Annotated in this window: 16 protein-coding genes; 9 read left to right on the forward strand and 7 right to left on the reverse strand. The window is 59.3% G+C overall.

The window, feature by feature from the left end; all coding sequences use genetic code 11:
• The first annotated feature begins 131 nt into the window (after window positions 1–131).
• A complete protein-coding gene (locus P3T20_RS16065) occupies window positions 132–1,193 on the forward strand; it encodes a LacI family DNA-binding transcriptional regulator (RefSeq protein WP_429287324.1) in 1,062 nt (353 codons plus the stop codon).
• A gap of 79 nt (window positions 1,194–1,272) precedes the next feature.
• Window positions 1,273–2,709: an MFS transporter gene (locus P3T20_RS16070; protein WP_429287325.1), complete on the forward strand. Its 1,437-nt coding sequence runs from the start codon at window positions 1,273–1,275 to the stop codon at window positions 2,707–2,709.
• Window positions 2,710–2,712: 3 nt separating this feature from the next.
• Here P3T20_RS16070 and P3T20_RS16075 read toward each other — a convergent pair whose 3' ends face one another.
• Both P3T20_RS16075 and P3T20_RS16080 read right to left on the reverse strand, forming a co-directional pair.
• Window positions 2,713–3,735 carry a 2-dehydropantoate 2-reductase gene (locus P3T20_RS16075; protein ID WP_429287326.1) on the reverse strand — a complete coding sequence of 341 codons (1,023 nt, stop codon included), beginning with the start codon at window positions 3,733–3,735 and terminating at the stop codon, window positions 2,713–2,715.
• Between the two features lie 14 nt (window positions 3,736–3,749).
• Entirely contained in the window at window positions 3,750–4,514 is a 765-nt protein-coding gene (locus P3T20_RS16080) for a class II aldolase/adducin family protein (protein ID WP_429287327.1), read from the reverse strand.
• Between the two features lie 116 nt (window positions 4,515–4,630).
• Here P3T20_RS16080 and P3T20_RS16085 point away from each other — a divergent pair, with 116 nt between their 5' ends.
• Entirely contained in the window at window positions 4,631–5,335 is a 705-nt protein-coding gene (locus tag P3T20_RS16085) for a Crp/Fnr family transcriptional regulator (protein ID WP_074267054.1), read from the forward strand.
• A 136-nt stretch (window positions 5,336–5,471) separates the two neighbouring features.
• A complete protein-coding gene (locus P3T20_RS16090; RefSeq protein WP_074267053.1) occupies window positions 5,472–5,780 on the forward strand; it encodes a hypothetical protein in 309 nt (102 codons plus the stop codon).
• Between the two features lie 66 nt (window positions 5,781–5,846).
• Here the strand turns inward: P3T20_RS16090 and P3T20_RS16095 are convergent, their stop codons facing one another.
• Window positions 5,847–6,464: a rhomboid family intramembrane serine protease gene (locus P3T20_RS16095; protein WP_429287328.1), complete on the reverse strand. Its 618-nt coding sequence runs from the start codon at window positions 6,462–6,464 to the stop codon at window positions 5,847–5,849.
• Window positions 6,465–6,725: 261 nt separating this feature from the next.
• Between P3T20_RS16095 and P3T20_RS16100 the strand changes: the two genes are divergently transcribed.
• From P3T20_RS16100 to P3T20_RS16115, 4 genes are all read left to right on the forward strand, one after another.
• A complete protein-coding gene (locus P3T20_RS16100) occupies window positions 6,726–6,899 on the forward strand; it encodes a DUF2934 domain-containing protein (protein ID WP_074267051.1) in 174 nt (57 codons plus the stop codon).
• Between the two features lie 121 nt (window positions 6,900–7,020).
• Window positions 7,021–7,674 (forward strand): hypothetical protein, encoded by a 654-nt coding sequence (locus tag P3T20_RS16105; protein ID WP_429287329.1) that lies wholly within the window; start codon window positions 7,021–7,023, stop codon window positions 7,672–7,674.
• Between the two features lie 58 nt (window positions 7,675–7,732).
• Complete coding sequence (locus tag P3T20_RS16110; RefSeq protein WP_429287456.1) at window positions 7,733–8,461, forward strand: haloacid dehalogenase type II; 729 nt, start codon at window positions 7,733–7,735, stop codon at window positions 8,459–8,461.
• A gap of 24 nt (window positions 8,462–8,485) precedes the next feature.
• Window positions 8,486–8,872, forward strand: coding sequence for an ester cyclase (locus P3T20_RS16115; protein ID WP_429287330.1), 387 nt, complete (start codon window positions 8,486–8,488; stop codon window positions 8,870–8,872).
• A gap of 36 nt (window positions 8,873–8,908) precedes the next feature.
• On the opposite strand, the gene P3T20_RS16120 is transcribed toward P3T20_RS16115, so the two are convergent.
• Together P3T20_RS16120 and P3T20_RS16125 are read right to left on the reverse strand one after the other, a co-directional pair.
• Entirely contained in the window at window positions 8,909–9,640 is a 732-nt protein-coding gene (locus P3T20_RS16120; protein ID WP_429287331.1) for an OmpW/AlkL family protein, read from the reverse strand.
• Window positions 9,641–10,018: 378 nt separating this feature from the next.
• Window positions 10,019–11,032, reverse strand: coding sequence for a questin oxidase family protein (locus P3T20_RS16125; RefSeq protein ID WP_429287332.1), 1,014 nt, complete (start codon window positions 11,030–11,032; stop codon window positions 10,019–10,021).
• Between the two features lie 70 nt (window positions 11,033–11,102).
• Here P3T20_RS16125 and soxR point away from each other — a divergent pair, with 70 nt between their 5' ends.
• The gene (gene soxR / locus P3T20_RS16130) at window positions 11,103–11,597 is read left to right on the forward strand and encodes a redox-sensitive transcriptional activator SoxR (protein WP_429287333.1); all 495 of its coding nucleotides are present in this window, start codon (window positions 11,103–11,105) and stop codon (window positions 11,595–11,597) included.
• Window positions 11,598–11,773: 176 nt separating this feature from the next.
• Here soxR and P3T20_RS16135 read toward each other — a convergent pair whose 3' ends face one another.
• Together P3T20_RS16135 and P3T20_RS16140 are read right to left on the reverse strand one after the other, a co-directional pair.
• Window positions 11,774–12,532: a GGDEF domain-containing protein gene (locus tag P3T20_RS16135; RefSeq protein WP_074267045.1), complete on the reverse strand. Its 759-nt coding sequence runs from the start codon at window positions 12,530–12,532 to the stop codon at window positions 11,774–11,776.
• Window positions 12,533–12,543: 11 nt separating this feature from the next.
• Window positions 12,544–12,930 carry a DUF1987 domain-containing protein gene (locus tag P3T20_RS16140; RefSeq protein WP_074267044.1) on the reverse strand — a complete coding sequence of 129 codons (387 nt, stop codon included), beginning with the start codon at window positions 12,928–12,930 and terminating at the stop codon, window positions 12,544–12,546.
• Between the last annotated feature and the right edge of the window lie 11 nt (window positions 12,931–12,941).

Here is a 12,941-nt window from a genome sequence, read left to right on the forward strand (position 1 = left end):
TCCTGCGGCACCTGTTCCGCTTATCTTCGGACAAATGTTACCGGTTTATGTAACCGGTAACATAGGGCGCATGGTAGTATGCTTTTGAGACAATTACCAGCAACTTTTTTCGGGCCCGAGTGATCAACGACGTGAGCAAAACGCCTACTTCCCTGCTTGCCCCTGTCGAACGAAGCGCCTCGCGGCGCGCCCGCAAGAACTCCGGGCGCGTCACGCTCAGCGATCTTGCAGCGCTCGTCGGCGTGACCAAGGTGACCGTCTCACGCGCACTGAATACGCCGGAACTGGTCTCGGTCGACACGCTGGAACGCATCCGCGAGGCGGTCCGGCAAACCGGCTACACCCCTGATCTCATCGCAGGATCGCTGGCATCGACACGCAGCGATCTCATCGTCGCGCTGATCCCCGCGATGGGCGGTAGCGTGTTTCAGGAGACCGTCGAGGCCCTCACAAGCGAGCTTGCCGCGTCGGGCTATCAGTTGCTGATCGGGCAAAGCGGCTACGACGAGTCGCGCGAGGACGCCCTGCTCGATGCAGTGATTGGCCGCCGGCCGGCCGGCATCGTTTTGACCGGCGTCGTTCACTCCCAGAGTGCGCGGCAAAAATTGCATGCGAGCGGCATCCCGGTTGTCGAGACCTGGGATCTGACGAGCGAGCCGATCGACATGCTGGTCGGCTTCTCGCATGAGCAGGTTGGCAAAGCCGCGGCAAAATTCCTGAAGAAGCGTGGCGCGCGGCGCCCCGCTGTCTTCACACCCAGCGACCAGCGCGCGCAGGCTCGCACCAAAGCGTTCCTTGAAGCGTTCGGTGGCGCCAAGACGAGCCCCGCCATCCCCGTGGTGACGATCGAGTCACCGGCAAATCTCGGCGACGGGCGGCGGGCGTTGAAGGACTTGCTTGAGAAAGATGCCGATATCGACGCCGTTTTCTGCGGCGCGGATAGCCTTGCGTTGGGCGTATTGATGGAAGCCGAGAGCCAGGGTATTGCAGTGCCTGGACGGCTGCGTGTGATTGGCTACGGTGACCAGAATTTTGCCAGGGACACCACGCCGCCTTTGTCGACCATGAGAATCGATGGCACGCGAATCGGTTCGCTTGCGGCGACCATGCTCGTCAACCGGATTGAAAACGGTCCGGACACCGAGCAGATGGTCGACGTCGGGTTTAATCTGATCGAGCGGGATAGCACCTGACGCCGTCGGCGCCATAGCAGCATCGCCCTGTTTCATACCTTCTTCATTGCCTCAGTTCGCCATTCAGGAGTGTTGGCCGATGTCGACTTCGTCATCAGGTTCCGTGCGCCACGGTAGTACTACTTTGGTCACGTCACTGGTCGCTGCCGCGTTCTTCATGGAAAACCTCGACGGTTCGATTATTGCCACGGCGTTGCCGCAGATGGCGCAATCGTTTCATATCAGGCCAGTAGAACTAAGTATCGGTATCACGTCTTATCTGCTAACGCTTGCCGTATTTATTCCGATCAGCGGATGGATTGCCGATCGCGTCGGCGTTCGCAACGTTTTCACCGCGGCCCTCGCGATCTTCACCGGTGCATCGATACTCTGCGGCCTGACCGGCAATCTCGTCGAATTCACTGGCGCACGCATTCTGCAGGGCATAGGCGGCGCAATGATGGTGCCAGTCGGACGTCTCGCTGTGCTGCGCGTCACGCCCAAGGAACAGCTGGTGCGCGCGATCTCGGTGATCACATGGCCGGGGCTGGTCGCGCCGGTCCTCGGGCCGCCGCTCGGTGGATTCATCACGACATACTTCACGTGGCGCTGGATTTTCTACCTGAACCTGCCGCTGGGCTTGATAGGGATGGTGCTGGCCTGGCGTTTCCTCAGCGCGGAGCGCGACACGGCTTCCCGCCCTTTCGACTTACTGGGCTTTGTGCTGACCGGCGTTGCGGGCACCTCGGTCATGTATGCGATGGAGGCAATCGGCCGCGCCGACACGTCCTGGCACTCGTCGCTGGTGTTTCTCGTGGTCGGCTTCGTGGCCTGCGCGGTAGCCTGGTTCCATCTTCGCCGCACCGCGCATCCGATGATCGATTTGTCCGCGTTCCGGATCAAGACGTTCGTGGTGGCGATCTCTGGCGGTTCGCTATTCCGGATCTCGATCGGCGCGGTGCCGTTTCTGTTGCCCTTGATGTTTCAGATTGGCTTTGGCATGAACCCGTTTCAGTCGGGCTTGCTAACGCTCGCTGTGTTTGCGGGCAATCTGTCGACGAAACTCGTTACGACGCAAATCCTGCAGCGTTTCGGCTTCCGGACCGTGCTCGTCTACAACGGCGCGTTTGCCGCAGTCACACTCGCGAGCATGAGCCTGCTAAGGCCGACCACGGGGTATGGATGGATTCTCGGCGCACTGTTCGTCAGCGGCGTCGCACGTTCGTTGCAATTTACCGCCATCAATACGCTCGGTTTCGCTGACGTTCCAAAACCGCAGATGAGCGGCGCCTCGACCTTGTCGAGCACGATGAGTCAGATGACAATGGGGATGGGCGTCGCAGCCGGCGCAATCGCGCTGCGAATCGCCTCGTGGTGGCACGGCCACGACGCTCAAACATTAGTGCCGGCAGATTTCAGCATCGCCTTTCTGATGGTGGCAGCGTTAAGCGTGATTGCGATATTCGATGTGTTTACGTTAGCCCCCGACGCGGGCGAACACGTCAGCGGGCATCGACGGAGCGTCGGCAAATCTTGACGGCTAAGCGGCTTTCGCGGCAGTTCGCAACTCGCCTAACAGCGCTTTTCCTGACCATGCAGGGCGTGCGTCGGCTCGCTCGGCTTCGTGCACGAGCTGGCAGAGTCGTTCGTTCACCGGCGCCGTTTGCCCCAGACGTTGCGCGAGGCGCACCACTTCGCCGTTGATCCAGTCGACTTCCGTAGCGCGCCCTGCCTCCAGGTCGTCGGACATGGACGAACGCGCGAGGGGATCGATCGTCAGCATCGCGCGACCGACGCGTTCGAATAATGCATCAGGCAAGCGAAGAGCACGCGGTATCCAGGTAGCGGGAAGCGGCGTCACTTTGACTGGCCGTATGCCGGCCCGCTTCAGAAGCGCGAGCGCTTCTTCCTGCGCCATAGCGAGGCAAACCCGGTACGCGCGTTGCGAAAGCTCTTCCTTGAGCGGCCGGTTCGCGAGCGCATTGATTGCATTGTTAAGATTGAGCAATAGTTTGGCCCATTGCACGGGCAGTATATCGTCGTGCTGAATCAGCGGCAGTCCTGCATTCCTAAATGCTTCGACGAACGGCTGCATGGCCGGCGTATGCCGGATCTCCAGTTCGCCGCCCGAGCCTTGATGAAACGCACCCGGGCCGCGTTCGACGACATTGAATGGCACCATCCCTTCCAGCACCGTGTGCTGTGGCAGCGCGGCACGCAACACGTCCGCGTTGCCAACGCCGTTCTGGAAGCTCACAACGATCGTGCCGGGGCGGAGCACACCGGCCAGCTCTGCTGCGGCCGTAGGCGTCGCGGCAGATTTGACGGTGACAAGCACGAGATCGGCGGCGGCGGCGCTCGCCGCGTCCGTTGATACGTCGATCCGCTCCGGTGGCGCATGCCAGCGGCTATCGTCGTGCCGCGACAGTGTGATGCCTCGATCGCGCAACTGGTCGGCCACGCGCGCACGTCCGATGAAGGTGACGTCGCTGCCCGCGGCAAGAAGTCGTCCACCGACATAGCAGCCAATCGAGCCAGCGCCATAGATAAAGATCTTTGCCATGCTGGTTCTCACGGTTAGTCAGCGTATCCGGGACTACGACGGTCAAGCCGGCGCAGCAGGCCTGGCCATGCCAGCGCTCCTGGCGTGCCGCTCGTTACCGCCCGGATCTGTTCCTTGATGCCGGCGCGAATCGACTGGGGGATCGGAGTCAGCTTTGCGCCACCCGACTGGGCACGTACCTGAATCATGCAGGACGCCTCAAAGAAATACATGGCGACGAAGGCGTCTGCCGGCGAAGCGCCAACCGTCAGCAGGCCGTGGTTGCGCAGCATCAGATACGTGTTGCTTCCGAGGTCCCGAACGAGACGCGGTTTCTCGGCTTCGTTAAGTGCGATGCCCTCGTAGTCATGGTAGCCGAGCGATGCCAGCACCCCAAGCGATTGCTGGGAGAGCGGCAACAAGCCCGCTTCCTGCGCCGACACTGCAACGCCGTTGACCGAGTGCGTGTGCATCACGCACAGCGCGTCTTCGCGGGCCGCGTGCACAGCGCTATGGATCGTAAAGCCAGCCGGGTTGACGTCATAAGGCGATTCGACAACCTTGCGGCCGTTGAGGTCCACCTTGACCAGCGACGACGCGGTGATTTCGTCGAACATCAGGCCATACGGGTTGATCAGGAAATGGTGTTCGGGACCGGGCACGCGCGCCGAGATGTGCGTAAACACCAGGTCGTCCCACCCGAACAGCGCAACGAGGCGATACGCCGCCGCGAGATTGACTCGCGCTTCCCACTCGGCAGATGAAACTTCGTTCTTCAGACTGAGATTAGATGAGGCCACGTCGACACTCCTTATTCGATGATTCAAGCATGGGATAACCCGGGACAACGGCAAGTCCCCATGATGTTCGCGAACCGGCCTAAAATCTGTCGGGTACACGACAGGTCGACGCACCAATGGAATCCAGCCAGAACCGCTACCGGACGCAACTCGAAACGACGCCGTGGTTCCGCGGCCTGTCCGTCGAATTGCGGGACTATCTGGTCAGCCACGCCAGCCTGGTGACGCTGGAAAGGGGTGAAGTCCTGTATCGGCGTGGCGAACAGTCTTACGGTCTGTATGCTGTGCTCGGCGGTGCGCTTGCTATCGGCACAGTCGGGGTGGATGGGAAGGAGGCGTTGCTTGCGGTATTAGGACCGACTGCGTGGGTGGGAGAAATCTCGCTGTTCGATGGGTTGCCACGTCCGAACAATGCCACCGCGGTTAGCAGGACGCTTCTGCTGCACGTGCCCGAGGCTGCGCTGAAAGACCTGCTCGACACTGCGCCCCGCTATTGGCGCGATTTTGCGTTGTTGATGGCTCAAAGACTCCGGCTTTCGTTCGACAACGCTGAAGCGATGACCTTGTTACCGGCAGCGCAACGCGTAGCGAACCGCTTGCTGTCGATTGCGGGCGGGTACGGCGGTCTCAATGCGGCGCAGAACAGGATAAGGCTCTCGCAAGACAGTCTCGCTTCAATGGTGTCGCTGTCGCGGCAGACCACGAATCAGTTGCTCAAGAATCTGGAGAGTCAACGGATAGTGAGTCTGAAATCCGGGGAGATCACCATTCTTGATTTTGACCGGTTGAGGGCGGCTAGTCTTGGGGATCTCGAGACGTGAGGGATGTCGATGTCGCTGCGTATGCCCTAAGTCCGCTCGAAAAGACTTCAAGCCGAATATGCCCGCAAAAATCTCTTTCGCGTAGCTTATAGTTTGGTTAAGCTGATCTCAATCGACACGACTACGTGGAGCCGACATGGAAGTGAGCACAGAAACGCTTGTTGACATGCTGCGGGAAGTGGAAGCTGACGATCCCATCGATTACGCGGACCTCCCGTTTGGTGAGCAGGAACTCAGACGTCTCGTGATGAGTTCGCTAGTCGAGCGTCACCATCTGGTCGAAGCAGGCATGTCGGTCTCCGACGTTCACGCGCTATACCTGCTAAGCACGGCCAAGCTGGTCCTCGAAAACACGGTGCTCCACGCAAGACTGCTCATGCTCCAGGGCCAACAGGTCGATGTGCAGTCGCTGCTAGCTCCCTTTACCCTCAAAGGGAAATCGTGACCGGCTCTGCGCCGATCGATTGAATCCGGCACGTCGCCGAGGGTTGTTCGGGCGAGACCTCCAGGCTCACGAGCGTCGCAAACTGCGAGCCGCTGCGCCAGCAGCAAGAATCCCCCCCAGCGCGCCACCAAGATGGCTTTGCCACGACACGCCGGGATAAACCGGCATCACGCCGAAGAACATAGTCAGCCCGTAGCTGCCTGCCACGAACAGCGCCACCAGCATCGCGAGGATCTGCCGCGTGTAGTAAGCCCGCGCAACCAGATAGCCAGCGTAGCCGAACACCAGACCGCTAGCGCCGATATGCACCGTGTAAGGCGCACCGAGCAGCCAGGCGCACAGGCCCGCGCCAAGCATTGCGCCGATTGTCGCCGGCCAGAAGTTCGCGATGCGCGGCCACATGCATAGCCAGCCCAGGATGATCAGTGGACCCGTGTTCGACACGATATGCATCACGTTTGCATGCAACCACGGAGCGAACAGGATGCCCTGCAGCCCGCTGAGCGTACGCGGCACCACTCCGTGTCGATTCAATTGCAGGAACGGCAACGCGGCCGACAGAAAAAAGATCACCCACATCGAACCGACAAAGGCACCGAGAAGGAAAATGCGTGCCCTAAGCTGCGCAAACAGCGAGTCGGCGGTGGAGGTCGGGCGTGCGAGCCGTATCGAGGGTTGTGGCATGACGAGTCACTTTACCAATGTGCCATCGCGGGGTAGTCGCGTCGCGAGCCTGCCCCTTTTGACATGCATAGTAGCGGAATCCAATTTGCCCGGCAAAGTCAATTCCGGACAGGTGAGCGTCACAGCAGGACACGCCGACCAGGCATAGGCGGGGGGCGATTTCCGCACTGCGGCACAGCGTTTGCTACGGACTGACACCGACGCCGTGCAGCAATAACAGCGCGGAAATCAATCCAACCGTATCAAGTGCCGGAGGCTTAAATGGACTTCCCCGTTACCGAAGAGCAGATCAGAACGCTTGCCTTTTACCTCTGGGAGAAAGACGGCAGTCCGGAAGGCAAGTCTGACGAGTACTGGCTAAAAGCGCAGAGGCAACTGGCCGGTGAGGACAAAGCACAGGACGAGCCACCGTCCGTGACGCCAAACGACGTCTGAGGTGCGAACGTCTTATTGTCCGACTAGCGCAAGTCAGCCTTGGTACGAACGCTGAGGCGCCAATCAATAAGCGGCGAAGTCCAGAGTATCATCAACCCATCACGCATTCGGAGGGGCTGAATTGCCGTTACCCGCAAGCACCATCAAACTCGCTGTTCTGATTCCCTGCATGCTGTTTAGCGCAAGCTCGTGGGCCACCGACATCCAGTGCGAGAGCACGCGCCAACCCGCTCAGCGGATCATTTGCGACCACGCGATTCTGAATCATGAGTACGATGACGTCTATGAGCAGCAGCAAAGGCTCCTGCAAGAGGGAAAGCTGACGCCGAGCGATGTTGCCGCCTGGAAACAAAAGCGCGACGCCTGCACTGACGTGCACTGCATTGATGGCGTTTTCGCTGAAGCGAACAGCACCGTCGACAAAAGTCCCGCGAATATCGTCGCGGCGCCTGTCATGACCGCATCGGAAGCGCTTGGGCCTGCGTCAGGTGCGTTGCCCGCCTCTCAGGTCGCCGCTCAAGTCGCCTCTGCGGCAAGCCAGCAAGCGTCGAGTGTCCCCGTCTCGCGCCAGGGAAGCGCTTATGGCGTTGCGCTGCCGCAGTCGGTTCCAGCGGCTGCGTCCGCCCCGGCTGAGGTCAGTGCGGCATCCGCGAACACCGTTACGGTAAGCGGGAATTCGTCCAGTCCGTTCTTCATCGTTCCTGGCCTTCTGTTCGTTATTGTCGTATTGGGCGTGGGCGCGATGATGATATATCGAAGGAAGCGCGAAAGATAACTAAAGACAAAACGACTAGCTAAACTTGCTGTATCGCACTGGCTACGAGGTAGACAAGATGGCGGACCACCCTGAAATCAAGGCACTCGTGTTCGATGTGTTCGGAACGGTTGTCGATTGGCGCAATGGTGTCGCTCGCGACGTAGGCCCATTCCTCAGCCGACACGCGCTGGCGATTGACCCGTTTGAATTTGCAGACGCGTGGCGGCGTGAGTACACACCGGCAATGGAAGAGATACGAAGCGGACGGCGCCCATTCGTCAGGCTCGATGTATTGCATAAGGAAAACCTGGCCAAGGCAATGGCCGCATATAAAATCGATCCGGGTTCAATTCCTGACGATGAACTCGACGAACTGAACCGCGCCTGGCATCGGCTCGACCCATGGCCCGATTCCGTTGAGGGACTGCTAAGACTCAAGCGCCGCTTCATGATTGCGCCGCTCTCGAATGGCAACATCCGGCTGATGGTGGATATGGCCAAACGGGCTGCCCTTCCTTGGGACGCGATTCTCGGCGCGGAGGTCGTTCGGGCATACAAGCCGTCGCCGCAAGTCTATACCGACACCGTCGAGATTCTCGGTCTGAAACCCGCCGAGGTTTGCATGGTTGCAGCCCACAACGGTGACCTGGCCGCAGCGAGACAGTGTGGGCTAAAGACAGCGTTCGTCATACGACCAACCGAACACGGACCCGCTCAACAGAGCGACCTGCATCCCACACAGGCGTGGGACTTTGTAGCATCGGATATGAACGATCTGGCTACGAAGCTGGGATGCCCTACCTAGCCGTCAAGCGACAAGGAGGTCACTGTGGACGAGCCAGACCTGAGTACCCTCTACCGGAACTACCTGGATTGCCTGAATAGACGGGATTGGTCGTCGCTAGGCCAGTTCGTCGGCGACGACGTCATCCACAACGGCCGACCGTTTGGCTTGTCGGGTTACCGCGAAATGTTGGAGCAGGACGTTCGCGACATTCCGGACTTGCGCTTCGATATCGAACTGCTGGTAACCGAACCTCCGGTTATCGCAAGCCGTCTGCGCTTTAGCTGCTCTCCCAAGGGCACTTTCCTCGGATTGCACATCGACGGCAAGCGCATCACTTTCACGGAGAACGTGTTCTACGCGTTCCGCGACGGAAAGATCGCGCAGGTATGGTCGGTGATCGACAAAAGCGCGATCGAAGCGCAAATATAATCTGCTCCACATTGCGACCGGCAATGTGGAGCGCCGTTAAAAGCGATACCCGATAGAAACAAACGAAATGATGGGATTGAGCTTGAGCTTCGTGGTGCTCGTCACAGTCCCGGCCTCCGCCGTGTGAGTCGTTAAAGTGGCTCGCGTCGATAGCCACATATACGACAACGACGCATCCACCGACCAGTGTTTGTCGATGTTATAGGCGAACCCCGCGTTGATGACCGGCGCAAAAGAACTGCTCAGCTTCGCCGTCGTAGTTCCCTCCAGCGCAGTTCCATAGGTACTCGAGTACAGAAAGCTGCCACTCGACACGGCCTGGCTCAATTTCACGCCGCTATACCAGACGTACGATCCACCTGCGCCAAGGTATGGCCGGAAGTGACTCTGAGCGTCGTTGAAGTAGTACTTCAGGAGCAGCGTCGGACTCCATTCGTAGGCCGAGCCGAGCTGCCCAAGCTCCGCAAGCGACCCGGTGCCGCTCAGATGGAATTTTGGCGGTATGCCGAATACTGCGGTGGTTGCGATGTGATCGGTAATGAAATAGGTGCCTGTAATGCCGAACGTGTCGGAGTCGTCAGCCGACGCGCCCGTACCACTCTCCGTCACGCTCGTGCCAAGGGCATTGACCGTAAGCGGTTTGCTCGAGTCCTGCGGCGAGAGATGGAACCATCCAAGGTTCGCGACAAAATCGCCAGCGCTTTGCGCATGCGCACCAGTACTCGCCAACAATGCAGCCGCCAGCGCGATCACGCGAATCTTCCTCATCTTGTCTCCTCCGTTTAGGTCAGTTTTTTGATAAATCAGAGGCGATTCTATGCGTACGCTCGTTCGATTCGCTATCCTATCTGTCGAATGTTGCCTCTGAAATTTGGTAAGGATTTTCGCGCTGGCGAATTAGTTCGGCATGCTTTGAATATGTGTGATCTCATTCAACGCAGCGACTGGACAAAGCCAAAAGCCCGCTGGTTAGAGCGGGCTTCCGGTTGCCTTTTGTGGAAGAAAATACTTTTGCATCGTCGCGTCACCTGGAACACGACAACGCAATGCCATTTAACCTCAGCAGAAACTCGGTATGCAAGGGCTAGCGCGAAGATGTTGGCCTCGACTCCCTTCTCTTTTCTTACCTGCATTCGAGCGTCGACGCTAAGCTTTCGACGGCTCAAACAGCCTCGCTGCCGAAGCGAGATAAAGCGGCGACGGCTGGCGACGGTCCTCGCAAAGACATGTGTACGTCATCTTGATCACATGATCATCGTCCGAGGCGACCGCCATACGGCACAACTCGCTCCAGTCAGCGGCGCTATTCGGAACGCTCGTTTCCGTGTTGGCTGGTCTGCCGATCATTGCGTAAGCTGCGCTTAGCGCAACCCATAAGCCGGGCAGCAATTGCTCGACGAGGCTTTCGTGAAGCTCGGCAAAGACGATTCGCGCGGCGCGCGTTGCCGTGACCGTGTGCAGCAATGTGAAGTCAGGTTTGCGCCAGTATGCGGCAATCGTCGCTCGCGCCAGATCGTCCAGCAAGGCTGCACTGGCGGGAGGCGCAAGGACCGCCGTGCCAAACCGCACATCGCTTGCAACGGCGCGCAAGCGTGCCGTGATCGAGCTACCGGCGAACACCGTACCGCTTAATGCGCGAGCGGCGTGATCGAATCCAGCATCGACACTCTCAGCCCTCGGATTTTTGTCCAGGCTAACGTCAATAGGCAGATGCGACGAAATCAACGACGCCAGCCCCGCTGCAATCTCGCCGGCATGCCCCGCTTCGATGCCGTAGGCCAGCCTGATAAGCGAATGAAAGGCCTGCGTAGCAGGCGCGAAAGGAACCGCTTGCAGCACTGCCGTGATCACCGGAACAGCACCGGCGTCTACGATCCAGTCCAAGAAGCAAAGTCGTAAAGCACCGAATGCCTCACGTTCGCCCACGTGTCGCTTCCAATCGTTACGGGAGATAGTCGCGTCAACAGGCGGTGCACTCAAGGCGTACTCGCGCTCCCACATATCGAAGAACGCTTGCAGTCGATCTGGCGACGCCCCCATTTCCGCCAATGCAACGAGCGCCATTGGGCAGTGATTGGTTATACCTCTTGCGGCAAGGTCGAAACGTGCGTTCGCATCCAGAAGCTCGCTCAACTTGAGCCGAACCGAGTCGCTGTGCATGTGACTGTCTCTCAGTCAAAGGAAGGAGGTCCCATTGTAAAAGTTCAAGTAAACTTGAAGTCAAGAGCAAATGCCCGGGAGCGTCGTGAACGAGACGATAATCACCATTGGCGAACTTGCGAAGCGCTCCGGCGTGGCGACAAGTGCGATCCGCTTCTACGAGGAACAGGGGCTGATTAGCAGCACCCGAACGGACGGCGGTCAACGGCAGTATCGAAGGGAGACGCTGCGCCGGGTCGGGTTCATCCGCGCCGCACAGGCCGTTGGATTGAATCTGGCGGAGATCCGCTCCGCGCTTGACGCGTTGCCCGGGCAGCGCACTCCGACCAAACAGGATTGGGAGCGCCTCTCACGGGCGTGGCAGCCTTTGCTCCAGGAGCGCATAGACGGACTGATCGCTTTGCGCGATCAGCTTGCGTCCTGTGTGGGCTGCGGATGCCTGTCGTTGAAATCCTGCTCGCTCTACAACCCCGAAGACGTCGCCCGACGGCGCGGCAGCGGTGCCCGCTATCTACTGGGCGACACTTCGCGTGCGGTGCTGGCCGAGGCTAAAGGCCAATCTTGAGCGCGCACTTTTCGTCCGTGCATGCAGGACGGATTTTCAGGCCGAGTCGCCTGGAAATGGTCATTCGGTTTCGGGCAAATGCACGGTAGAAGGCCCGGAATGCAGGGCGATTCAAGCCGGCCTTGTAGGCTCGGAAGCCAAAAGTCGCTGCGCTACCTGCCGCGACAACTTCCCCTTCAATCCCCACCCGGCATCGCGGGACAGACCACCTGCGGATTAGCAAACTCCACGCGATTCCGCCCGCCTCGCTTCGCTTTATACAAGGCGGAGTCCGCTAGCCCGTATGCAGTATCGAAGTCAGTGCGAGCAGAATTTGCGCTGACTCCAAAACTCGCGGTAATACGACGATTCACCGGCGCAGGAAAGACGTGGCTACCAATCGCCCCGCGCATCTTCTCCGCCAGTTGCAGTGCGTCGGTGAGTCCATACCCCGGCAACAACACCGTAAATTCCTCACCGCCGACGCGACCGATAACACCCTCTTCACCAACGATGCGCCGCAGGCAGTCGACAATGCCGAGTATCACCGCATCCCCAACAGGATGTCCGTAGTCGTCGTTTACTTTTTTAAAGTCGTCGATATCGAGCAGGATCATCACGGCCCGATCGGCGCGCAGCGCTTTGATCGTCCGCTCGATCACGGCGCTACGATTCAATACATTGGTCAGCGCATCGTGCGTCGCACGATATTGCAGCTGTTGCGTCAGTGCATGCATCTCACGCTCGGCGCGGTCGCTGCGGCCAATCAGGCGGCGCGTCTCGCGCATCAGGCGTTCGAAATTTCCGATCAGCTCAGCCAGCGCCAGACGACACTGCTCCGCGTCGGCGTCGGCGTTCGCATGGATCGCGCGCGCCTTCTCCAGCGCCTCGCTCTCGGTCTTAAACAGGTCCGGAGCGTCGTTCGCAGCTGCGTCCGATGAGGAAGTTGAGCCCACCGTGGCCGCCCTTACGTCGCAACTGGGCAATCGTTGAACTCGATTGCCGTGAAATCGGCTTGCAGTTCCTCGCCAAACTCGAGAATGGTTTCGTCCTCGGCGTCCCGGAACCATCTCACCACCACGCGGTTCCCAGATGAAGCTGCCTGATCCAACGCGTCGAACACGCTGAACAGCATCTTCGTGCTCGAACTGTTGAAGTAAGTCAGCGTGACTTCCACTGTGATAACGGCATCGCTGCAACCCGCAAGGTACGCGCGAAGCCGCTCGATCACCGGAGCATAAAACGCGGCTGCGTTCTCAGGGTAAGACTCGCCCCTGAACGTCAGAACGTTCTGGTCAAATTGAAAATCGATTTCCGGCGACGTACTCGTGGCCGCGATATGAAGGTTGTCCATGGTGCCGACTC

It is taken from the genome of Paraburkholderia sp. GAS206C, from assembly GCF_050435645.1.
GTDB lineage: Bacteria > Pseudomonadota > Gammaproteobacteria > Burkholderiales > Burkholderiaceae > Paraburkholderia > Paraburkholderia phenazinium_B.